The sequence below is a fragment of the Streptomyces dioscori genome, from assembly GCF_003024195.1.
In the GTDB taxonomy this organism is placed as follows: domain Bacteria; phylum Actinomycetota; class Actinomycetes; order Streptomycetales; family Streptomycetaceae; genus Streptomyces; species Streptomyces dioscori.
On sequence record NZ_KZ679056.1, the window covers coordinates 85,292 to 108,122 of the forward strand.

General features: G+C 70.0%; 20 protein-coding genes and 1 tRNA gene. 2 read left to right on the forward strand and 19 right to left on the reverse strand.

Annotated features, from left to right (window positions below):
* Nucleotides 1-13: 13 nt before the first annotated feature.
* From C6Y14_RS37070 to C6Y14_RS37145, 16 genes are all read right to left on the reverse strand, one after another.
* Nucleotides 14-451, reverse strand: coding sequence for a hypothetical protein (locus C6Y14_RS37070; RefSeq protein ID WP_107021301.1), 438 nt, complete (start codon nucleotides 449-451; stop codon nucleotides 14-16).
* Nucleotides 452-748: 297 nt separating this feature from the next.
* Entirely contained in the window at nucleotides 749-2,125 is a 1,377-nt protein-coding gene (locus tag C6Y14_RS37075; protein ID WP_107021419.1) for an MraY family glycosyltransferase, read from the reverse strand.
* 130 nt (nucleotides 2,126-2,255) lie between these two features.
* Complete coding sequence (locus C6Y14_RS37080) at nucleotides 2,256-3,506, reverse strand: serine hydroxymethyltransferase (protein ID WP_107021302.1); 1,251 nt, start codon at nucleotides 3,504-3,506, stop codon at nucleotides 2,256-2,258.
* 192 nt (nucleotides 3,507-3,698) lie between these two features.
* Nucleotides 3,699-4,379, reverse strand: coding sequence for an arsenate reductase/protein-tyrosine-phosphatase family protein (locus C6Y14_RS37085; RefSeq protein ID WP_404828883.1), 681 nt, complete (start codon nucleotides 4,377-4,379; stop codon nucleotides 3,699-3,701).
* Entirely contained in the window at nucleotides 4,376-5,023 is a 648-nt protein-coding gene (locus C6Y14_RS37090; RefSeq protein ID WP_107021303.1) for an L-threonylcarbamoyladenylate synthase, read from the reverse strand. Before C6Y14_RS37090 ends, C6Y14_RS37085 begins: the two co-directional genes overlap by 4 nt.
* Before the next feature lie 82 nt (nucleotides 5,024-5,105).
* The gene (gene prmC, locus C6Y14_RS37095) at nucleotides 5,106-5,951 is read right to left on the reverse strand and encodes a peptide chain release factor N(5)-glutamine methyltransferase (RefSeq protein ID WP_107021304.1); all 846 of its coding nucleotides are present in this window, start codon (nucleotides 5,949-5,951) and stop codon (nucleotides 5,106-5,108) included.
* Between the two features lie 78 nt (nucleotides 5,952-6,029).
* Entirely contained in the window at nucleotides 6,030-7,106 is a 1,077-nt protein-coding gene (gene prfA, locus C6Y14_RS37100) for a peptide chain release factor 1 (RefSeq protein WP_107021305.1), read from the reverse strand.
* Nucleotides 7,107-7,327: 221 nt separating this feature from the next.
* A complete protein-coding gene (rpmE, locus tag C6Y14_RS37105; protein WP_055510606.1) occupies nucleotides 7,328-7,555 on the reverse strand; it encodes a 50S ribosomal protein L31 in 228 nt (75 codons plus the stop codon).
* A 275-nt stretch (nucleotides 7,556-7,830) separates the two neighbouring features.
* On the reverse strand, nucleotides 7,831-8,916 hold the full coding sequence (locus tag C6Y14_RS37110; RefSeq protein WP_107021306.1) for an LCP family protein: 1,086 nt from the start codon (nucleotides 8,914-8,916) through the stop codon (nucleotides 7,831-7,833).
* A 370-nt stretch (nucleotides 8,917-9,286) separates the two neighbouring features.
* Nucleotides 9,287-11,422 carry a transcription termination factor Rho gene (gene rho / locus C6Y14_RS37115; RefSeq protein ID WP_107021307.1) on the reverse strand — a complete coding sequence of 712 codons (2,136 nt, stop codon included), beginning with the start codon at nucleotides 11,420-11,422 and terminating at the stop codon, nucleotides 9,287-9,289.
* A 385-nt stretch (nucleotides 11,423-11,807) separates the two neighbouring features.
* A complete protein-coding gene (gene thrB / locus C6Y14_RS37120) occupies nucleotides 11,808-12,725 on the reverse strand; it encodes a homoserine kinase (RefSeq protein ID WP_107021308.1) in 918 nt (305 codons plus the stop codon).
* Nucleotides 12,726-13,011: 286 nt separating this feature from the next.
* A complete protein-coding gene (thrC, locus tag C6Y14_RS37125) occupies nucleotides 13,012-14,070 on the reverse strand; it encodes a threonine synthase (RefSeq protein WP_107021309.1) in 1,059 nt (352 codons plus the stop codon).
* A gap of 6 nt (nucleotides 14,071-14,076) precedes the next feature.
* On the reverse strand, nucleotides 14,077-15,375 hold the full coding sequence (locus C6Y14_RS37130; RefSeq protein WP_107021421.1) for a homoserine dehydrogenase: 1,299 nt from the start codon (nucleotides 15,373-15,375) through the stop codon (nucleotides 14,077-14,079).
* Nucleotides 15,376-15,526: 151 nt separating this feature from the next.
* Nucleotides 15,527-16,918: a diaminopimelate decarboxylase gene (gene lysA, locus C6Y14_RS37135; RefSeq protein WP_107021310.1), complete on the reverse strand. Its 1,392-nt coding sequence runs from the start codon at nucleotides 16,916-16,918 to the stop codon at nucleotides 15,527-15,529.
* A gap of 135 nt (nucleotides 16,919-17,053) precedes the next feature.
* A complete protein-coding gene (gene nrtL, locus C6Y14_RS37140) occupies nucleotides 17,054-18,127 on the reverse strand; it encodes an ArgS-related anticodon-binding protein NrtL (RefSeq protein ID WP_107021311.1) in 1,074 nt (357 codons plus the stop codon).
* Between the two features lie 111 nt (nucleotides 18,128-18,238).
* On the reverse strand, nucleotides 18,239-18,742 hold the full coding sequence (locus tag C6Y14_RS37145) for a response regulator (protein ID WP_225891476.1): 504 nt from the start codon (nucleotides 18,740-18,742) through the stop codon (nucleotides 18,239-18,241).
* 231 nt (nucleotides 18,743-18,973) lie between these two features.
* Between C6Y14_RS37145 and C6Y14_RS37150 the strand changes: the two genes are divergently transcribed.
* Nucleotides 18,974-19,045, forward strand: a tRNA-Arg gene (locus C6Y14_RS37150).
* Nucleotides 19,046-19,311: 266 nt separating this feature from the next.
* On the opposite strand, the gene C6Y14_RS37155 is transcribed toward C6Y14_RS37150, so the two are convergent.
* The gene (locus tag C6Y14_RS37155) at nucleotides 19,312-19,764 is read right to left on the reverse strand and encodes a hypothetical protein (RefSeq protein WP_159074386.1); all 453 of its coding nucleotides are present in this window, start codon (nucleotides 19,762-19,764) and stop codon (nucleotides 19,312-19,314) included.
* A gap of 348 nt (nucleotides 19,765-20,112) precedes the next feature.
* Here C6Y14_RS37155 and C6Y14_RS37160 point away from each other — a divergent pair, with 348 nt between their 5' ends.
* A complete protein-coding gene (locus tag C6Y14_RS37160; protein WP_107021314.1) occupies nucleotides 20,113-20,865 on the forward strand; it encodes a DUF4142 domain-containing protein in 753 nt (250 codons plus the stop codon).
* 11 nt (nucleotides 20,866-20,876) lie between these two features.
* Here the strand turns inward: C6Y14_RS37160 and C6Y14_RS37165 are convergent, their stop codons facing one another.
* Both C6Y14_RS37165 and C6Y14_RS37170 read right to left on the reverse strand, forming a co-directional pair.
* Nucleotides 20,877-21,398 carry a MarR family winged helix-turn-helix transcriptional regulator gene (locus tag C6Y14_RS37165; RefSeq protein ID WP_225891477.1) on the reverse strand — a complete coding sequence of 174 codons (522 nt, stop codon included), beginning with the start codon at nucleotides 21,396-21,398 and terminating at the stop codon, nucleotides 20,877-20,879.
* Nucleotides 21,399-21,663: 265 nt separating this feature from the next.
* The gene (locus C6Y14_RS37170) at nucleotides 21,664-22,743 is read right to left on the reverse strand and encodes a LacI family DNA-binding transcriptional regulator (protein WP_107021315.1); all 1,080 of its coding nucleotides are present in this window, start codon (nucleotides 22,741-22,743) and stop codon (nucleotides 21,664-21,666) included.
* Between the last annotated feature and the right edge of the window lie 88 nt (nucleotides 22,744-22,831).

The window sequence follows — 22,831 nt, forward strand, 5'->3', positions numbered from 1 at the left end:
CCGGCCCTACCCCTCACGACGAGTGGCCCGTCTTTTCGGGCTTCTCGCCCTTCGAGGACTCGGGTTCGACGTAGAGGATCTTGGCTTTCATCTGGGCACGCGCCTGTGCGCCGATCCACGCGAGCGTGGCGGCGACGATCGAGATCGCGAAGGCCTTCGGGTTGAACAGCGTCGTGTTCTTGAACGCGGCGACGAAGATGAACAGCAGAAGAATCTGTGCCGTGTAGAGCATCAGACCCATCGCCTGGAACAGGTGCGGAAGCGATTTGGCGGTGCGCTGCAGAACGTACAGCCCGACACCCATGAAGAGGATCACGACCAGCGTCGCCACAAGCGCCCCGACCGCCCCCTTGCCGCCCGCGACCACACCACTGACGACGGCGGCGATCGCGCCGACGGCAGCTGTGGGCACAGCGGCCTGGAGAAGGATCCGGACGTCATTGGAGGGCATGGCGGCAACTCCGCTTTGCTCAAGGGGGCAGGTGTCGTCATGGACGAGCGTAGTCCCGGACAGCGAGAGAACCTCACCGCCGGTGAACCGTCGCAGTGCGGTCCTTCGGCTCTGTCCTGGGTTCTCGTGAACCGTATCACAAACTATTTGATGAGGTCTTTACCTGGTTGGTGTGCTCGGCGTCACACATGAGGGTGAACATGCACGTCTGTGCACTCGGGCGACCCACTTGTCTGGTAATGGGGCGCTTTCGGGGAGCCGCCCACCGGACGGCTCTTGCGAAACTCTTACCCGGCGTCAGCGCGACGACCCGGCCCCTCGCTCGTCCAGCAGCCGCGAACGGGCGCCGACAGCGCTCGCCCCGTTGACTCCTGAGACACCGACGGCGACCGGAGTACGACGTTCCTCGTCCTGCTCCCCGTCCTCGTCCCTGCCCTGCGCGCGGTCCCCGCCGGCTTCGTCGTACGCGACCGCGGGGCCACCCTCCGCGGGCACGTCCACGGCCTTGCGGCGGCGGTAGCGCGGCGGGATGAAGTTCTCGGCCCAGCGCGGGGCACGCGGCGTGAACCGCGGCAGCAGAAGCAGCAGCAGGCCCACCGCGCTGAGCGCCATGATGCCGAGCACGATCCACATGGCGCCCGAGTTCACCGAGTAGGCGAGAGCTCCGAAGGCGATCAGCGCCGACCAGAAGTACATGATGAGCACGGCCCGGCTGTGCGAGTGCCCGATCTCCAGGAGCCGGTGGTGCAGGTGCCCCCGGTCGGCCGCGAACGGGGACTGGCCGCGCCAGGTGCGCCGCACGATGGCGAGCACCAGGTCCGCCGCAGGCACGGCGATGATCGTCAGCGGCAGCAGCAGCGGGATGTAGACGGGCACCGTCTGGTGCACTGCCTCCTTCTCGGACCCCGCGAACAGGTTCATCGCGTCCGGGTCGACCTGCCCGGTGATCGAGATGGCGCCGGCCGCCAGCACCAGCCCGATGAGCATCGAACCCGAGTCGCCCATGAAGATCCGCGCGGGATGCATGTTGTGCGGCAGGAAGCCCAGGCACATGCCCATCAGCAGCGCGGAGAAGAGTGTGGCGGGGGCGGCGGACTCCAGCCCGTACCCGTACCAGATGCGGTAGCCGTACATGAAGAACGCGGCGGCGGCGATGCAGACCATGCCCGCGGCGAGGCCGTCGAGGCCGTCGGCGAAGTTCACGGCGTTGATGGTGATCACGACGAGCGCGACCGTCAGCAGCGTGCCCTGCCACTGGGTCAGCGAGACCGAGCCGACGCCGGGGATGGGCAGCCACAGGATCGTCAGACCCTGCATGACCATGACGCCCGCGGCGATCATCTGGGCACCCAGCTTGATCAGCGCGTCGATCTCGAACTTGTCGTCCAGGACGCCGATCAGCCAGATCAGGGCGGCGCCGGACAGCAGCGCCCGCGGTTCGTTGGAGTTCTCGAAGACCACGCTGAGGTTCGTCAGATGGTCCGCGACCAGCAGGCCCGCGCACAGTCCGAAGAACATCGCGATGCCGCCGAGGCGCGGGGTGGGTTCTCGGTGCACGTCACGTGCCCGGATCTCCGGCATCGCTCCGGCCACGATCGCGAACTTCCGCACCGGCCCGGTCAGCAGGTACGTCACCGCGGCCGTGATGCAGAGCGTCAGGAGGTATTCACGCACGGGCATTCCCCACAGGTCTCGCTGGCCATCTCAGCCCCACACCATAGCTTCGTGCGCATACGGTTGAGGACTTCCGGGTAGAGCCGATGGTTGCACGAGTGGCTGCAGCTCCACGCCCGTCCACCCCACGCTAGCCGGGATAGGGCGGAAATCTCCCGGTCAGATCCCGCACTTCTTCACGTACGCGCCGGCCTGCGGACTCGTCCCTGAGGGCCGCGCCGAACAGCACCGCGATCCGGGCCATCTCGGCCTCGCCCATGCCCTGGGTGGTGACGGCGGCCGTGCCCAGGCGCAGTCCCCGTACGTCGGGGCGGGGCAGCGCGCAGGTGTCGAGGACCATTCCGGCGGCGGCGAGCCGGCCGCGGGCGGTGCGGCCGTCGACGCCGAGCGGCGCGGGATCGACGGTCAGCAGATGGGTGTCGGTGCCGCCGGTGACGACCGCGAGCCCCTCGGCGGCCAGGCCCTGTGCCAGCACGCGCGCGTTCGCGACCACCTGATGGGCGTACGCCGTGAACGCCGGTGTTGCCGCCTCGCCGAACGCGACGGCCTTCGCGGCGACGGTGTGCATCTGCGCGCCGCCCTGCGTGAAGGGGAAGACGGCCCGGTCGACGCGGTCGGCCAGCTCGCTCCCGCACAGCAGCATCCCGCCGCGCGGCCCGCGCAGCACCTTGTGCGTGGTCGCGCACACGACGTCCGCGTACGGGACCGGGCTGGGCGCCGCTCCCCCGGCGACGAGGCCGATGGGGTGGGCGGCGTCGGCGATGAGGTACGCGCCGACCTCGTCCGCCACCTCACGGAAGGCCGCGTAGTCGATGTGCCGGGGATACGAGATGGACCCGCACACGATGGCCTTCGGGCGGTGGGTGCGGGCCAGCGCCCGGACCTGCTCGTGGTCGATGAGCCCGCTGTCCGGGTCGACGCCGTAGCCGACGAAGTCGAACCACCGGCCGGAGAAGTTCGCGGGTGACCCGTGCGTGAGGTGCCCGCCGTGCGGCAGGCCCATCGCGAGGACGGTGTCCCCGGGGCGCAGCAGGGCGGCGTACGCGGCCAGCACGGCCGAACTCCCGGAGTGGGACTGCACGTTGGCGTGTTCGGCGCCGAACAGGGCCGTGGCGCGCTGTACGGCGATCCGCTCGGCGACGTCGACCAGCTCGCAGCCGCCGTGGTGGCGGGCGCCGGGGTATCCCTCGGCGTACTTGTTGGCGAGCGGCGAGCCCAGGGCGGCCAGCACGGCGGGCGAGGTGAAGTTCTCGGCGGCGATCAGCTGCAGCGTCGTGGTCTGCCGCGTCAGCTCCGCGAGGAGGATCTCGGCCAGCTCCGGATCCTGCCGGCCCAGCACATCGACGGACGGCGGGCCTTCGAGCGTGGGTGTGACCGGCATGGCGGACTCCGGACCTCGGCGGGGGATCGCTATGTCCAATGTAGAACCGACTCCCCTGCCGCGCCCGGCGTTACGCCCGAGCCCCCCGCACAACGTCCGAACGGCCCTCCCCGCCGCCCCACCCAGGGACACGTGCCCCCAGGGCCTCAGACCCGCCCAGACGCCCTGCTCAGGCCCGCGCAGGCGCCCCGCTCAGGCCCGCGCGGGCGCGCCCGTGAGCGCCGTGACCACCGGGTCGAGTGCCTGGTTGATCTCGTCGCCCACCGAGCGGAAGAACGGGAGGGGGGCGCCGTACGGGTCGTAGACCTCGTCCGCTTCCGCCGTGGGGGCCAGGAGCCACCCGCGTAGAGCCGCCGCGGCGCGGACCAGGGCACGGGCGCGTTCGACCATGCCGTCGTCCAACGGCGGCAGGGTGGTGGGGTCTATGGCGCGGACCAGGCGGGTGAACTCCTTCAGGGTGAAGGTGCGCAGGCCCGCGGAGTGGCCCATCGAGATGACCTGGGCGCGGTGGTCACGGGTGGCGGTGAGGACCAGGTCCGCCCGGATGACGTGCTCGTCCAGCAGTTCCCGGCCCACGAAGCCGGAGGCGTCCGCGCCGAAGTCCGCGAGGACCGCCTCCGCGTTGGCCTCCATGGGCGCGCCCTCGTGCCCCCAGGTACCGGCGCTCTCCACGATCAGGCCGCCCCACAGGGGGTCGCCGAGCCGGTCCGCCAGGGCATGGCGGGTCAGCCGCTCGGTGATCGGCGAGCGGCACACGTTGCCGGTGCTGACGTGGAGGATGCGAAAAGAGGAGTCGCCCGAGGCCCCGTCGCCGTAAGCCCCCGCGTACCCCGTCCCCGTACCTATGCCACGCCCCGCGTCAGGGGCTGTCAATTCGCCACCTCAAGGTCGGGTACGACCTTTCGCAGCTCCTCGGCCGACAGCGCGCCGGCCCGCAGCAGCACCGGCACCTTGCCCGTCACGTCGACGATCGACGACGGCACGATGCCGGGGGTGGGACCGCCGTCCAGGTACACGGAGACGGAGTCGCCGAGCATCTCCTGCGCGGCGTCGCAGTCCTCGGGGGACGGGTGTCCGGTGAGGTTCGCGGACGAGACGGCCATCGGGCCGGTCTCGGTGAGCAGTTCGATGGCGACCGGGTGCAGCGGCATGCGCACGGCGACGGTCCCACGGGTGTCGCCGAGGTCCCACTGCAGGGACGGCTGGTGCTTGGCGACCAGGGTCAGCGCGCCCGGCCAGAAGGCGTCGACGAGTTCCCAGGCCATCTCGGAGAAGTCCGTGACCAGGCCGTGCAGCGTGTTCGGGGAGCCGATGAGGACGGGCGTGGGCATGTTGCGGCCACGGCCCTTGGCCTCCAGCAGATCGGCCACGGCCTCCGAGCTGAACGCGTCGGCGCCGACCCCGTACACGGTGTCGGTCGGCAGCACGACGAGCTCGCCCCGGCGTACGGCGGACGCGGCCTCGCGCAGACCCGTCGAGCGGTCGGTCGCGTCGTTGGTGTCGTATCGCCGTGCCATCAGCAAGCCTCCTCGCACACGCGGACCCCGGTGGCCGCGCATCTAACGGTTTCCACGTCGTCCACAGGGGACATCGCCGTGGTCATGGCGTCGCCCTGCGGGCGGTCGCGAACCGCGGCCGGTTGTTGAGGTCCGGGTGGTCGGCCGCGTCGGCCCAGCCCCGCTCCTCGGTGAAGATCCACGGCACCTGTCCGCCCTGGGTGTCGGCGTGTTCGACGACGACGACACCGCCGGGCCGCAGCAGCCGGTGCGCGGTGCGCTCCAGACCGCGGATCAGGTCGAGGCCGTCCTCCCCCGAGAACAGGGAGAGTTCGGGATCGTAGTCCCGGGCCTCCGGAGCGACGTACTCCCATTCCGTGAGCGGGATGTACGGCGGGTTGGTGATGACGAGGTCGACCTGGCCGTCGAGGTCCGGGAAGGCGTCCAGGGCGTTGCCCTGGCGCAGGTCGACCCTGGACCCCTCGACGTTCTTGCGGGTCCACCGCAGGGCGTCCTCGGACAGCTCCACGGCGTGCACGCGCGAGCGCGGGACCTCCTGTGCGAGGGCGAGCGCGATGGCGCCCGAACCGGTGCACAGGTCCACGATCAGCGGCTCCACGACGTCCATCGCGCGGACGGCGTCTATGGCCCAGCCGACCACGGACTCGGTCTCGGGCCGGGGCACGAACACGCCCAGCCCGACCTGGAGTTCCAGATAGCGGAAGTAGGCAAGACCGGTGATGTGCTGGAGCGGTTCGCGGGCCTCGCGGCGCGCGATCACCTCCCAGTACCGGGCGTCGAAGTCCGTGTCCTTGACGGTGTGCAGCTCGCCGCGCTTCACACCGTGCACGAACGCGGCGAGCTCCTCGGCGTCGTTGCGCGGCGAGGGCACGCCGGCGTCGGCCAGCCGCTGGGTGGCCTGGGCCACTTCCGCGAGCAGCAGGTTCACGCGTCCTCCGGGCTGAGCTGTTGTCCGTCGTGCGGATGTGTACTGCGACTGTCCACTGCGGCCGTGCGGGTACGCGTCCTAGGCCGCGGCGAGCTTGGCCGCCGAGTCGGCGTCCACGCAGGCCTGGATCATCGCGTCGAGGTCGCCGTCGAGGACCTGGTCCAAGTTGTACGCCTTGAAGCCGACGCGGTGGTCCGAGATGCGGTTCTCCGGGAAGTTGTACGTACGGATCTTCTCGGAGCGGTCCACGGTGCGCACCTGGCTGCGGCGCACGTCCGCCGCGTTGCGCTCCGCCTCCTCCTGGGCCGCGGCGAGGAGCCTGGAGCGCAGGATACGCATCGCCTGCTCCTTGTTCTGCAGCTGGCTCTTCTCGTTCTGGCAGGAGGCGACGACTCCGGTGGGAATGTGCGTGATGCGCACGGCGGAGTCGGTGGTGTTGACGGACTGGCCGCCGGGCCCGGAGGAGCGGTAGACGTCGATCCGCAGGTCGTTCGCGTGGATCTCGACGTCGACCTCCTCGGCCTCGGGCGTGACCAGCACACCGGCGGCGGAGGTGTGGATACGGCCCTGCGACTCGGTCGAGGGCACCCGCTGCACGCGGTGCACCCCGCCCTCGTACTTCATCCGCGCCCACACGCCCTGGCCGGGCTCGGTGGCGCCGTTGCCGCCCTTGGTCTTCACGGCGACCTGGACGTCCTTGTAGCCGCCCAGCTCGGACTCGGTGGAGTCGATGATCTCGGTCTTCCAGCCGACGCGCTCCGCGTACCGCAGGTACATGCGCAGCAGGTCGCCGGCGAACAGGGCCGACTCGTCGCCGCCCGCGCCCGCCTTGATCTCCAGGATGACGTCCTTGTCGTCGCTGGGGTCGCGCGGGACGAGGAGCAGGCGGAGCTTCTCGGTGAGTTCCTCGCGCTGCTTCTCCAGGTCCTTGACCTCGGCGGCGAAGTCGGGGTCGTCCGCGGCGAACTCCTTCGCCGTCTCGATGTCGTCCCCGGATCGCTTCCAGGAGCGGTACGTCGCGATGATCGGGGTCAGCTCGGCGTAGCGCTTGTTGAGCTTGCGCGCGTTGGCCTGGTCGGCGTGGACCGACGGGTCAGCGAGCTTCTTCTCAAGATCGGCGTGCTCGCCGATGAGTTCCTCGACCGCCTCGAACATCTCCGGCTCCAATGGACTGCCCCCGCCGCCATCACGGGCTCGGGGACGTAGGTACGGCATGGGGGTTCGTACGGGGGTTCCCTGCTCGATCGAACTGCCAGATCGAACTGCTCGATCGATCTGCTCGATCGCGTTCGAGAGCGAGGGACGGGGGCTGCACCGCAAAGCGCCGGTCCCAGCGCCCCCGGACGGAGGCACCGAAGACCGGCGCTGTGAGCTCGCTACTTGGTGTCGGCCGCGGCCTTGGCCTTGCCGAAGCGGGCCTCGAAGCGGGCCACGCGGCCACCGGTGTCGAGGATCTTCTGCTTGCCCGTGTAGAACGGGTGGCACTCGGAGCAGACCTCGGCGCGGACGGTGCCGCTGGAGATCGTGCTGCGGGTGGTGAACGACGCGCCACAGGTGCAGCTGACCTGCGTCTCGACGTACTCGGGGTGGATGTCGCGCTTCAAGGTGTCTCCTAGTTTCGGGAGGGCGCCGGGTCGCTGCCGCGGATTGCGGGGGCGTGAACCGGGGCCGACTGTCCAGTCTGCCAGGACTGGTGCCATCTCCCCAAACCGGGGGATGGCCGGGGGTATTCCCCGGGGCCCCTGGAGGGGGTGGCTGGTGCCGCCCGACAGGGCGCGGCACGGGGTGCCGGGGTGGCGCCGTGGGCGGGTGCGGGACCGTCATGGCCGGGCGCGCAGTTCCCCGCGCCCCTTGCGGGGCCGGGGCGGGGCACGATCGATTACTGGACGACGCCCTTGGCGTCGCCGGTCGCCGTGCCCTCCGTCGCCGACTTCGGGATCGCGCGGTCGTTCTTCAGCGCGGCCCAGACCTGCGCGGCCTTGTCCTTCTCGACCAGGACGCGGTTGCCGTCCGCCGGGTCGTACTGGACCGGCAGCGTGACCATGTTCATCTTCGACGAGCTGATGCCCTTGAGCCCGTTGGCGAAGGACGCCAGGTCCTTGACCGAGGCCAGGTCGGAGTCGGTGGTCACCGTCTTCGTCGCGGTGTCGGCGAGGTCGTACAGCTTCTTCGGGCTGGTCAGTACGCCGACGTCCTTGACCTGCTCGACCAGCGCCTTGACGAACGCCTGCTGGAGCTGGATCCGGCCGAGGTCGGAGCCGTCGCCCACCCCGTGCCGGGTGCGCACCAGGCCGAGCGACTGCTCGCCGGTCAGCCGGTGTGTGCCGGCCTTGAGGTCGAGGTGGCTCTCCTTGTCGGTGATGTCCTTGGTCGTGGTGACCTCGACACCGCCGAGTTCGTCGATGAGCTTCTGGAAGCCGCTGAAGTCGACCTCGACGTAGTGGTCCATGCGGATACCGGTCATCGACTCGACGGTCTTGACCGCGCAGGCGGCGCCACCGGTGGAGTACGCCGAGTTGAACATCGCGAGGGACGCGGCGTCGTGCTCCACGCCCTCGCTGTCGGTGCACGCGGGACGGGGCACGAGCGTGTCGCGCGGTATGGAGACCACGCTGGCCTTCTTGTGGCCCTCGTAGACGTGCACGACCATCGCGGTGTCCGAGCGTGCGCTGCCGTCGTCGGTGCCCCCGCCCAGGTCCTTGTTGCTGCCGGAACGGGTGTCGGAGCCGAGTACGAGGATGTCCTGCGAGCCGTTGTCGACGTCCAGGGGCCGGTCGGTGCCGAGTGCCTGGTCGATGTCGACGCTCTTGATGTTGTCGTTCAGGTTGAAGTACACGTACCCCAGACCCGTACCGCCCAGAACGAAGACACCCGCAGCGGACCAGGCCGCGATGACGAGCGCCTTGTGACGCGTGCTCCGCGGTTTACGGCGACGGCCGGGTTCGGGTGTGCTCTCGGCGGACATGTGCTCCTCGGTTCTCGCTGGTCGGCTCTGTTACCCCCTGCGGTCAGGGTCAGGCGTGGTCATGTGCCGTGACGTCGCTGTCAGGACCCGTCTGTTCAGACGGTGAAACCGAAAAAAGGGTTGCACAGCGCTTTGTGACCGTACTGTGCGAACACGGACACAACGGGTGACCGGCGGTGTGGGCCGTCGGCGGCTCACCTGCGCTTACGAGGGCGGACGCCCTGCTTCCGCGTCACCGTGGCGACCTTCACATCTGTGGCGAAGGTCTCCCGTACCGCCCCCGCGAGGGCAACGGCGGGGACGACGCGGAGGGCCGCCCCCGAGGTGACGGGGACGGCCCTCCGCGGTACCGGCTGCGCCGGCCGAGACCCTAGTCGTTGCCGTTGCCCGGCATCGGCGTCGTCTTCTGGATCTGCAGCAGGAACTCGGCGTTCGACTTCGTCTGCTTCATCTTGTCGAGCAGCAGCTCGATCGCCTGCTGCTGGTCGAGCGCGTGCAGCACGCGACGCAGCTTCCAGGTGATGGCGAGCTCGTCGCTGCCGAGCAGGATCTCTTCCTTACGCGTACCGGACGCGTCGACGTCCACCGCCGGGAAGATGCGCTTGTCGGCGAGCTTGCGGTCGAGCTTCAGCTCCGCGTTGCCCGTGCCCTTGAACTCCTCGAAGATGACCTCGTCCATGCGCGAGCCGGTGTCGACCAGCGCGGTGGCCAGGATCGTCAGCGAGCCGCCGTCCTCGATGTTGCGCGCGGCACCGAAGAAGCGCTTCGGCGGGTACAGCGCGGTCGAGTCGACACCACCGGACAGGATGCGGCCGGAGGCCGGGGCGGCGAGGTTGTACGCACGGCCCAGACGCGTGATCGAGTCGAGCAGCACGACGACGTCGTGGCCCAGCTCCACCAGCCGCTTGGCACGCTCGATGGCGAGCTCGGCGACCGTGGTGTGGTCCTCGGCGGGACGGTCGAAGGTCGAGGAGATGACCTCGCCCTTCACCGACCGCTGCATGTCCGTGACCTCTTCCGGACGCTCGTCGACCAGGACGACCATCAGGTGGCACTCGGGGTTGTTGACGGTGATCGCGTTGGCGATCGCCTGCAGGATCATGGTCTTGCCGGTCTTCGGCGGGGCCACGATCAGACCGCGCTGGCCCTTTCCGATGGGCGCGACGAGGTCGATGATGCGGGTCGTCAGCACACCCGGGTCGGTCTCCAGACGGAGCCGGTCTTGCGGGTACAGCGGCGTCAGCTTGTTGAACTCCGGGCGTCCGCGCCCCGATTCGGGCGCCATGCCGTTCTGCGAGTCCAGTCGGACGAGCGCGTTGAACTTCTCGCGGCGCTCGCCGTCCTTGGGCTGCCGGACGGCGCCGGTGACGTGGTCACCCTTGCGCAGACCGTTCTTGCGGACCTGGGCGAGGGAGACGTACACGTCGTTCGGACCGGGGAGGTAGCCCGACGTACGGATGAACGCGTAGTTGTCGAGGATGTCCAGGATGCCCGCGACGGGGATCAGGACGTCGTCGTCGGCGACCTGCGGCTCGTTCGGGCCGAACTCGTCGCGGCCACGGCGGCCACGGCGGTCGCGGTAACGACCGCGGCGGCCACGACGGCCACCCTCGAAGTCGTCGTCGTCCTGCGGGCCGTTGTCGCGCTGCCGGTCCTGGCGGTCCTGACGGCCGCCGCCCTGCTGACGGTCCTGCCGGTCCTGGCGCTGCTGGTTGCCGCCGCCCTGGCCCTGACCGCCCTGGCCGCCCTGATTGCCCTGGCCGCCCTGCTGCTCGTCGCCCTTGCCGCCACGGCGGTCGCGGTCGCGGCCCCCACGGTCACGGTCGCCGCGCTCACCGCGGTCGCCACGGTCGGCGCGGTCGCGACGGTCGCGGCGGCCCTGACGGCCGTCGTTCCCGCCGTCCGAGCCGTCGCCCTTGGCCTCGCCCTGGGACTGCGCGGACTCCTCGGTCCTGACCTCGGTCTTCGCCTCGGCGGTGATCGTCTCGGGGCTGCCCGCCTCGGCGGTGGCGCGACGCCGGCGGCGCTCGGCCGGAGCGTCGTCCCCACCGCGCTCGCCGCCCTCGCTCGCCCGCGCGGGGCCGCCGGCCGGCTGGCCGGGGATCTCGATCTGCTGCTGAGCCACGGCCTTCTCGGCCTTGGCCTCCGCCTTCTTCTCGGCGGGAGAGACGGCCTCGTCCCCCGTACGAGCCTTCGAGGTGGCCCGGCGCTTGGGCTTCGTCTCGGTGGCGTCCCCGGCGGCGGACGCGGTCTTGGCCGAAGCACCCCCGCCGCCGCCCTGCGCCTCCTTGATGACCTCGATCAGCTGGCTCTTGCGCATCCGCGCGGTGCCCCTGATGCCGAGGCCGGATGCGACCTGCTGCAGCTCGGCCAGCACCATGCCCTCAAGGCCGGTACCGCGGCGCCGACGGGAGCCGGCACCGGTGGCAGGCGCGGAGGCGTCCGTGGCGGGCGCGGCAGCGGTCTCCTCGACACGTGCGCCCATCAGATCGGTGGTGTCGCTCACGAAGGGTCCTTCCCTGGAGCGGACGTCGGCCTGTCTGGCTCGGCGACCGGTTGTGCTGTCCGACAGTGGTCCGTCATGTGTGGACCGTGCCGGGGCGGTGGTCCGCCAAAAGGCGGAGGGAATTTCTGGGATGACGTTTCCCGGGGCCGCGGACTTGAGGTTCTGTGTCCATCGGCTCGGTCACGCCGGTTCCGGAGCGTACTCAGCACCGCTCAGCGCCTAGCACCCAATGCATGGCACAAAGCGATTTGGGGGGCTCCCGGAAGAATGATTGTCCCGGACGGGGACGTGAAGCACCTCGCCATGGTGGGGTCGGGTGCAGACTTGAGGTTAACACTACCGGATCCAACAAACATTCCCCCTCTCGAAATCCGGCAACCGAGTGTCACGGAGCAAGCGGCAGCACGCTCGCCCCGGTGGCGTCGAGGCCCAGCCGGTTGGCCGCCCAGCCCTCTCCCGCCAGTTGTGCGACCTTGTCGGCCGCGGCCTCGTCGGCGAGCGCGAGCACGGTGGGCCCGGCACCCGAGATGACCGCGGGAATGCCGTCCGCCCGCAGCCGCTCCACCAGCGCGGCGCTCTCCGGCATGGCCGGCGCGCGGTACTCCTGGTGCAGTCGGTCCTCGGTGGCGGGCAGCAGCAGCTCGGGGCGCCTGGTGAGGGCCTCGACGAGCAGTGCGGCGCGGCCCGCGTTGGTAGCGGCGTCGACATGCGGGACGGTACGTGGAAGGAGTCCGCGGGCGGTCTCCGTCAGGACGGCCTTGCCGGGTACGAAAACCACCGGAACGATGGAATCGGCGGGTTCCATCCTGATGGCGCGCGCCGCCCCGTTCTCCAGCCAGGACAAGGTGAATCCGCCGAGCAGACAGGCCGCGACGTTGTCGGGGTGACCCTCGATCTCGGTGGCGAGCTCAAGGAGCGCGGTGTCGTCGAGCTTGCTGTCGCCGCCTATGGTCACCGCGCGTGCGGCGACGATGCCGGCGCAGATCGCGGCGGACGAGGAGCCGAGGCCCCGGCCGTGCGGGATGCGGTTGGCGCACACGATCTCAAGACCGCGGGGCTGACCGCCCAGCAGGTCGAAGGCGGTGCGCAGGGACCGTACGAGCAGGTGGCGCTCGTCGCGCGGCAGCGTCTCGCTGCCCTCACCCGCGATGTCGATGTGCAGGCCGGAATCGGCCACGCGGACGACCACGTCGTCGTACAGCCCCAGTGACAGGCCGAGGGCGTCGAAGCCCGGGCCGAGGTTGGCACTGGTGGCGGGGACGCGCACCCGGACGGCGGCGGCGCGGAACGCTGGACCGGCCATCGCTCGATGACTCTCCTTGAGCTTGAGCTGCGAGATTTTCGAAATCCTGCGAGACGTACGGAGAATGCGGAAGACCCGGAGGCCGCAGGGGCGGCGCGGCACCGCGGCATATGCGGCGGGCGGGTTCGGTACAGCTTATCGAAGGAAGGTTCAGTGGCGACATAGGGCGCACAGGAGGCGCACGATGCGTGTCGTATGCCCCTCGTGCACCCCCGGTCAGGTGGTCCGACCCGGGTGCGGACGGCCCGGACGACTCAGCTCACCCGGGCCGCCCCGGCCACCCGGACTACGCGAGCCCGAGCCGCTCGGCTGCCGTCGCGGCGTCGACCGGGACCGTGACGGGCTGCGGGGCGCCCGCGACGGCCCAGTCGGGGTCCTTGAGGCCGTTTCCGGTCACCGTGCAGACGATGCGCTGCCCCGGGTCGACCTTGCCCTGCTCGGCCGCCTTGAGCAGACCGGCGACGGAAGCCGCCGAGGCCGGCTCGACGAAAACACCCTCCTGCGCGGCCAACAGCCGGTAGGCGCGCAGGATCTCACGGTCCGTCACCTCGTCGATGAAGCCGCCGGACTCGTCCCGCGCGGCGAGCGCGTACTGCCACGAGGCCGGGTTGCCGATGCGGATCGCGGTGGCGATCGTCGAGGGGTCCTTGACGATCTCGCCGCGCACGATGGGCGCGGACCCGGAGGCCTGGAAGCCCCACATGCGCGGCGTCCGTGCGGCGATCTTGTCGGCGGCGTACTCGGTGTACCCCTTCCAGTACGCGGTGATGTTGCCCGCGTTGCCCACCGGAAGGACGTGGATGTCGGGGGCGTCGCCGAGCATGTCCACGATCTCGAAGGCCGCGGTCTTCTGCCCCTCGATACGCACCGGGTTCACCGAATTGACCAGCGCCACCGGGTAGTTGTCGGAGAGGTTGCGCGCCAGGGTGAGGCAGTCGTCGAAGTTGCCGTCGACCTGGAGGATCTTCGCGCCGTGCACGAGGGCCTGGCCCATCTTGCCGAGCGCGATCTTGCCCTGCGGCACGAGGACGGCACAGACCATCCCGGCGCGTACGGCGTAGGCGGCCGCGGAGGCAGACGTGTTGCCCGTGGAGGCACAGATGACGGCCTTCGCGCCTTCCTCCTTGGCCCGGGTGATGGCCATGGTCATACCGCGGTCCTTGAAGGACCCGGTGGGGTTCGCACCCTCGACCTTGAGGTGGACCTCGCAGCCCGTGCGCTCGGAGAGCACCTGCGCGGGCACGAGCGGCGTACCGCCCTCACGCAGCGAGACGACCTGCGTGGTGTCGGACACCGGCAGCCGGTCCCGGTACTCCTCGATGATTCCGCGCCACTGGTGGGTCATTGCTCGTTACTCTCCTTCAACCCGCATGATGCTGGCGACACCACGCACGGTGTCGAGGTTGCGCAGCGCCTCCACGGTCCCCGTCAGGGACGCGTCGGTCGCGCGATGGGTGACGACCACGAGGGAGGCATCGCCGCCTCCGTCCTGCCGCCCCTGCTGGCGAACCGTATCGATCGACACTCCGTGTTCGGCGAACACGGTCGCCACCTGGGCGAGAACGCCCGGTTTGTCGGCCACATCGAGGCTGATGTGGTAGCGGGTCACGACCTCGCCCATCGGCGACACCGGCAGCTGGGTGTACGCCGAGTCGCCGGGCCCCGTCGCGCCGCTGAGCTTGTTGCGACAGACGGCGACGAGGTCCCCGAGGACGGCGGACGCGGTCGGCGCGCCACCGGCGCCCGGCCCGTAGAACATGAGCTGCCCGGCGGCGTCGGACTCGACGAACACGGCGTTGTACGCGCCGCGCACGGAGGCCAGCGGATGGGTCAGCGGAATCATGGCCGGGTGCACACGCGCGGTCACGGACCCCCCGTCGGCGGCCCGCTCACAGATGGCGAGCAGCTTGATGGTGCAGCCCATCGCCTTCGCGGAGGCGAAGTCGGCGGCGGTGACCTCGATCATGCCCTCGCGGTACACGTCGTCGAGGCGTACGCGCGTGTGGAAGGCGATCCCGGCGAGGATGGCGGCCTTGGCGGCGGCGTCGAAGCCCTCGACGTCGGCGGTGGGGTCGGCTTCCGCGTACCCGAGGGCGGTGGCCTCGTCCAGGGCCTCCTGGTAGCCGGCGCCCGTCGAGTCCATCTTGTCGAGGATGAAGTTGGTGGTGCCGTTGACGATGCCCAGCACGCGGTTGACCTTGTCGCCGGCGAGGGACTCGCGCAGCGGCCGGATCAGCGGGATGGCACCGGCGACGGCGGCCTCGTAATAGAGGTCCGCGTCGTGGTCGTCGGCCGCCGCGTGCAGCGCGGCGCCGTCCTGCGCGAGGAGCGCCTTGTTGGCGGAGACCACGGACGCGCCGTGCTCGAAGGCGGTGGTGATGAGGGTGCGGGCCGGTTCGATCCCGCCGATGACCTCGACGACCACGTCGATGTCACCCCGTTTGACCAGGGCGGTCGCGTCGGTGGTGATCAGGGCGGGGTCGATGCCCGCACGCACCTTGGAGGGCCGGCGCACGGCCACACCGGCCAGCTCGACGGGGGCCCCGATGCGCGCGGCGAGGTCGTCGGCGTGCGTCGTCATGATGCGCGCCACCTCTGAGCCGACTACCCCACAGCCCAGCAGCGCCACCTTCAGCGGACGCGTACGCATCATCCGACCTCGTTTCCTCATACCGTCACGGTGGGACCAGTCTCACTCACCGGACGGGGGTTTCTACCCTTCGTCCGGATCGTGAGATGTCGATTTCATTTACGCGAGGCCGGAAAACAGGAGATCTTCCGCCCTGGCTCGTCCGTTCATGTCAGCCGACATCGAGACGAAGTAGATCCTCCTCGGTCTCGCGGCGGACGATGACCCTGGCCTCGCCGTCGCGGACCGCGACGACGGGCGGACGCAGGGCGTGGTTGTAGTTGCTCGCCATCGAGCGGCAGTACGCGCCGGTGGCCGGCACCGCGATGAGGTCGCCGGGCGCGAGGTCGGACGGCAGGAAGGCGTCCTTCACGACGATGTCCCCGCTCTCGCAGTGCTTGCCGACCACACGGACGAGCATGGGCTCGGCATCGCTCGTACGGGAGACGAGGGCGACGCTGTACTCGGCGTCGTACAGCGCCGTACGGATGTTGTCGGACATGCCGCCGTCGACGGAGACGTACGTACGCAGTCCTTCGAGGGGCTTGACGGTGCCGACCTCGTACAGGGTGAAGGCGGTCGGCCCGACGATGGCGCGCCCGGGTTCGACGGAGATCCGGGGGGTCCGCAGCTTCGCGGCCTCGCACTCGCGCGTCACGATCTCGCCGAGCGCCTTGGCGATCTCGTGCGGCTCGCGGGGGTCGTCGTCGCTGGTGTAGGCGATGCCGAGGCCGCCGCCGAGGTCGATCTCGGGCAGTTCGACCCCGTGCTCGTCACGGACCTGGGCGAGTAGCGACACGACACGGCGGGCGGCCACCTCGAACCCGGCCATGTCGAAGATCTGCGACCCGATGTGGGAGTGGATGCCGATCAGTTCGAGCCCGTCGAGGGTGAGCGCACGCCGGACGGCCTCGGCGGCCTGTCCGTCCGCGAGGGCGATCCCGAACTTCTGGTCCTCGTGCGCGGTGGCGATGAACTCGTGCGTGTGGGCCTCGACGCCGACGGTGACACGGATCTGCACGCGCTGCCGCTTGCCGAGGCTCTGCGCGATGTGCGCGACGCGCACGATCTCCTGGAAGGAGTCGAGGACGATACGTCCGACGCCGACCTCGATGGCCTTGGTGATCTCCTCCACGGACTTGTTGTTGCCGTGGAAGGCGATGCGCTCGGCTGGCATCCCGGCGGACAGTGCGGTGGTCAGCTCACCCCCGGAACACACGTCGAGATTGAGCCCCTCCTCGTCCAGCCAGCGCACGACGGCACGCGAGAGGAACGCCTTCCCGGCGTAGAACACGTCGGCGTCGTGGCCGAAGGCGGTGCGCCAGGCGCGCGCCCGCGCCCGGAAGTCGGTCTCGTCGACGAAGTAGGCGGGCGTGCCGAACTCCTCGGCGAGCGTCGCCACGTCGATCCCGCCGACGCTGACCGAACCGCTCGCGGTACGCGTCACGGTCTGCGCCCAGACCTTGGGGTCGAGGACGTTGAGGTCGGCCGCCGGGGCGGTGTAGTGCCCCTCGGGCAGGACATCGGCGTGACGGGGCCCGGCGGGGTGTGCGGATCGGCTCATGTCTTTTGGGCTTCCTAGAAGATCTCTGTTCGCTTCGCAGTTCGCTGCACATCAGACGGGATCAAATCAATCAGATCGCATCGGATCGGATCAGGTCTATTCCGCTCAGGTCTGTTCAGCTCAGCTCAGAGATGGTCAGAGATGGGTCGGTGCGTCGATGCCGAGCAGGGACAGGCCGCCGGCCAGCACCGTCCCGGCAGCTTTGGCGAGCGCGAGCCGGGAACGGTGGGCGGCCGAGGGTTTCTCGTCCCCCAGCGGAAGCACGGCGTGCTGGAAGGCGAGCAGCGCGTCGGCGACGGTGACGAGATGCCGCGCGACCCGGTCGGGCGCGCGGTGGCGCGCTGCGGCGGCGAGGACGTGGGGATAGCTGTCGAGGGCGTCGAGGAGGGGACTGGGCCCACTGATGTGGTCCCCGGGAACGGCGGTGAATCCGAGGGCCGCGGCGTTGCGGCTGAGGGCCGTCGCGCGGGCGTACGCGTACCGGACGCGGAAGAGGGGGTTGCCCTCCCGCTGGACGAGGTGCTCGTCGGTGATGCGGGGGTGGTCGTGGGACGCGGGATGAAGCAGCGCCCAGCGGCCTGCGTCACGGCCGAGGGGGGTGGGGTCCTGGCCGGCGGGCACGGGGAGGAGATCGACTTCGAGGGGCGCGCCCGCGGCCTCCGGCTCCGGCTCGGGGGCTTCGGGCGGCGGGCCGTGGGCGTCGACCGTGACGCCGAGGGGCCCGGCCCAGGCGGGGTCGAGCGCGGTCTCGCACGAGGTACGGACAAGGACGCCCTGGGACCGCATGATCCGGGCGAGGACCTGCCCGGTGACGGCGGCGCGCACTTCGCGCGGGTAACGCAGCTGGACGACCTGCCCGGTCGGCCCGTCGACGTACCCGTACCGCTCACGCCGCCGCAGAATCTCGGCGACGAGGGCGCCCTCCCGGCCCTTGAGGGTGATGTTGAGAAACCCGGGCCCGGTGATGTCGACGCGCGCGACGCCCGCCGCGCCGCTCAGGTGGGGCCGCAGGATCTCGGCGACCTCCTTCGGCGGCCGGCCGGCGGGACGGGCCAGCTGCAGGGCGACATTGGTGGCGTAATCGCCACTCCCGCCGGGCCCGGGCGGCACGACCTGCGCGCGCTCCGGCACGGCCACGAGCAGCTCACCGTCGTCCACGGCACGGCGCACGGCGCGCAGTACGGTGCTGGAGAGCTCGACGGGGGTCACGGGACAAGCGTAGGGGAGGAGGGGGGTGGGTAGGCCAATGGGTTTGGGCAAGGGTCCGGCATATGGACTGCTGCCTTCTTCTGCCTTCTTCTGCCTTCTTCGCGTGCCGCTTCAGTTACCGGCACGGCCGGCGCGCTCGGGCCCGCCGGGCCCGTAAAGACTCTGCGCGCTGTCGAACGACGAACCGGCACCACCGCCGGCCCCACTGCCCGAGGCCCCGCCGACACCGGTGTCGGCGGTCTCCCGCCGCTCCCGCCGCTCCCGCCGCTCCCGCAACTGGCGTACGAGCCGGACCAGGTCCGCGGGCTCGAAGGGCTTGGAGAGGAAGGCGTCGACCCCGACGTCGAGGCCGCTCTCGACCTCGTACTGCGTACAGGCGCTGATGATGGCGAGGGGGAGGTCACGGGTGCGCGGATCGGCCCGGAGCCGGGCGGCGGTACGCAGCCCGTCGAGCCGGGGCATGACCACGTCGAGGGTGACGACATCGGGGCGCACCTGGTGGATGACGTCCAGGCACTCGACACCGTCAGCCGCGGTCACGACCTCGAAACCCTCCAGTTCGAGGTTGACCCTGATCAGTTGCCGGATGACCTTGTTGTCGTCCACAACAAGCACCCGACCCGACGCGCCTGGCACAACTTGAGAGTAGGTCGGCGCGCGGGTTCGCGTCCGGCTTTTCCCTACTTCCACCCCGTGAGGGGGATCCCGGCGTGTCCACCGGCCCAAGATCCAACCGCCCTCCGGGCAACGTCCGACACCCTCTCCCCCACCCCCGAAATCCGTTCATGAACACCCGGAGAGAGCTGGTAGTGTTCAACCCGTCGCCGCAACCACAGCGGCCGACACGCCCCCGTAGCTCAGGGGATAGAGCAACGGCCTCCGGAGCCGTGTGCGCAGGTTCGAATCCTGCCGGGGGCACTCGCCACACAGCCAGCCTGAATCAAGCGCTGAGCTGGGCGGATGCCTAGATGAGAGAGCGGGAGTCAGTCTCACTGACTTCCGCTCTTTCTGTTGTCTCCCAGCGTCTACGCACTGCGCTATCTGCGATACACACCACAGGGTGTTCCTCCCCCGCGTTGCCGGATCACCCGAATCCGCCCCGCCATGGCGCCGGACAGGAAATCCAACACGCCCGTCAGGAGAACGGGCGGGCCATCAGGAGGATTGAACTGCCCTTCGCAGAGCTACGACGCTGCACGACGCACTTCGTAGCCATATTCCTTGTCCGGGTCGGTATCGAAGTACATCTCCGGCTCGTCCCCGCCCCGCTGGATCTGCAGCAGCGCGGACCCGGAGTCATCCGAGAAGGACCCACCCTTGTCGATGGGCAGCTCAATGCTGCCGCCCTGGTCACGCCCTCCCTCCAGCTCCCAGGTCCCTTCTCCTGAGATCTTCTCCTCTCCCGGAGCGGGATCGACGAAGCCAAGGGCGACGGCGTTCCGCGGAATTCCGGACATCTCGAACCGGCCGTTCTCGTGGAACTGGACCCGTCCACCGCCGGAGCCTTCCCAGACTCCGACGACCTGCCCGGAATCGAGCATCTCGCTCTCGGCCTCGCAGGCCTGCAGAGAGAACAGGGCGATGACAATCAGTACGGGAACGGCGGCTGCTACGGCACACCCACGGAGCACTCTCACGGAGCACTCTCACGGCGAACCTACTTGCAGATCGTCTCTTGCCACTCGACTTCGGCCCGGTAGCCCGCGAAGTAACCACCAGTCTATTGCGGTGTGCCATGGGCGGCTTCACGAGCTCGTGGTCCAACGCGTAGGAGCCCAGGACACCTTGCGCCTTCCGGTCGTCCGCGCCGACCGCGAGCCCACCGAGGTCGGACACCGACGCCACGACCATCGGCAGGACCGGCGGTACCCGGACGTCCGGTGAGGCCACATCCATCCGAGTGCAAAATTTACCCAGCGCAATGATTGCCTTGTGCTTCTCTTACGTACCTCCTGTGGACCGGGTCGTTCAGCTCAGGAGGCAGTATGCGTGTCACGCAGCGCACCGCAGGGACCGTATTCGTGATCGGCGGGCTGGGCGTGACGCTGGCTGCGCTCGCGTATCCCGCTCTCGTCGGGGTCGAGACCACCACGACCAGCCAGGACCGGATCATCGCCAACACCCGGTACGGGCCGCTGACCGAGGCCGATCGGGATTTCGTCGTCAAGGTGCGGGCCGCGGGGCTCTGGGAGCATCCTCTGGGGCTCATGGCCATGGAGCGTGGGACGACCCCTGCCATGAAGGAGGCCGGGAAGCATCTCGTCGCCGGGCACTCCGGGCTCGACGAGATGTGCCGGAAGATCGCGCCCGAGCTGGGCATCACCCTGCCCAACCAGGCCAGCCCGCAGCAACAGCAGTTCGTGGCCACCGTGGACGGGAGCACCGGGCAGCAGTTCGACACGACCGCCGTGAACATCATGCGCGTCACGCACGGGCAGATCTTCCCCGTCATCGCGAAGATCCGCGCCAACACCAAGAACACCATGGTCCGTGAACTCGCCGACTTGGCCAACGACACCGTCCTCGACCACATCACGGTGTTGGAGAAGACCGACCTGGTCAACTACGACCAGGTCAACTTCCAGCAGACCACCCCGCCCAAGCTCCCCAAGGCCGAGTTGACCCCGCCCGCCCCGCAGCCCGGCTCACCGGTCCTCGTCCTCAACAGGCCGGAAGGGCTGGATGTGAATACGACCTCACCGACGCCCACTCCGACTCCGACCCCCGCCGTGGGATGAGCGACGGGGGGCTATCCGTCGTGGGACGTCGGCGGGTCCACCCAGCCCAGCGGGTGCGGCACCCCGTCCTCCGCATCGTCCACGTCCGGGACCGGTGGCTCGCCGCCCGCCTCGTTGAAGGCGGTCAACGCCTCGACTATCGCCGTCCGTTGGGCGGGAGTGAGGCGTTCCACGATCGTGGCGATCTCCGCGCGCCGGCGGGCCGTGACGTCCTCGACCGTGCGCCGCCCCTCCTCCGTGAGCCGGAGCAGGGTCTCGCGGCGGTTGCCGGGGTTGGTCTGCCGGTCGGCGAGGCCGGCGGTGATGAGCCGGTCGACCATGCGCATGGCCGTGGACGGCGCGACCTGGAGCAGCTCGGCGAGCGTGACCAGCTTGGTGGCGCCGCGCGTGGACAGCACGACCAGCATCCGGACCTGCGGCAGGGTCACCCGTTCCTCGACCTCGGCGAGCGAACGGGCCGACACCGCGACCAGCACGCGCGACGCGGTCAGCACCGCCCGGGTCACCGCGTCGACGTCGTCGTCGACGCCCACGTCGGCGGCGTCCGCGCTGCCGACGGCCGTGACTTCCGCTGCCGCTGCCGCTGCTTCACTTACGTCCACGTCGTTCATGACGTCCAGGTCTTCCGTGACATCGACGTCATCTGTGGCTCCGACAGGGGTCTCGTGCTCCGGCATGTGTCCTTTCTATCTCGCCGAAGTGCCTGCCCACTCACCTGATCCACACAGATTTTCCTCGTCCGTGACCCGTGTAAGCGTGCAAAGGGTCAAAGGCCGCATGGCCGCATGGCCGCATGGCTCAACGGGTCGGTACCGGGCCCGTGCTTCTGCGCACGATCAGTTCGACCGGCACCACCCGGCCGAGTTCCGGTTCCGGCGGCCCGTCCAGCTGGGACAGGAGCAGCCGCAGGGAACGCGTACCGATCTCGGGGAAGTCGGTACGGACCGTGGTCAGCGGGGGAAGCAGGTGCGCGGCCTCGGGGATGTCGTCGTAACCGACCACGCTCACGTCGTCCGGCACCCGGCGGCCCGACTCGTACAGGGCGCGGAGGACGCCGAGCGCCATCTGGTCGTTGGAGGCGAAGATCGCGGTGACGTCCGGGTCGTCGGCCAGTCCGCGGCCCAGTTCGTACCCCGAGTCGGCACTCCAGTCGCCGACGAGGGGCTCGTGGACCACGGCCCCCGACGCCTTCAGCGTGGCCCGCCAGGCCTCCACCCTGCGGTCGGCCGACAGCCAGCCCGTGGGGCCCGCGATGTGCCGGACCGTCGTGTGGCCGAGGTCCAGCAGGTGCTCGGTCACCATGCGGGCGCCCGCCCAGTTGTCCGCCGTCACGAACGACGCGTCCTTGCCGAGGTCGTTCTCCAGGACCATCAGCGGGGTGTCGAGCCGCGCCTCCGCCAGCGCCTTGCCCACCCAGCGCTGCGGGGCGATGGCGATCACACCGTCCGCGCCCTCGGCCGACAGGGTGTCCACGGCCCGTGCGACGGTGGCCCGGTCCGCCGTGTCGAGCGCGATGGAGCTGACCAGGTAACCCGCGTCCTGGGCCGCGCTGTTGATCGCGGTCAGGATGGAGGCCGGGCCGTAAAGGGCCGCGTCGAAGGAGATCACACCCAGCATGCGGGTCCGGCCGCTGGCCAGCGAGCGTGCGCTGCGGCTCGGGCGGTAGCCGAGGGTGCGCATGGCGGTCAGGACCACCTCGCGGGTCTCGGGGCGGACGGCCGGATTGTCGTTCAGGACCCGCGACACGGTCTGCTTGGAGACGCCGGCCAGCCGCGCCACGTCGTCCATCACCGGCCGCGCGCCCGCGAAGTTGCGCCGGCTGCGCCCCTTGGGGAGACCGGGCGGCACACCGTCGCCGTCACCGGCACGTGGGGTCATGGCGGGTGATGCCCTTCGAGGTACGGGGACGGGGGTGCGGGTTCGTCCGTCGGGCGGAGCCCGCCCGGTCGGCCCAGAATAGGCCGCC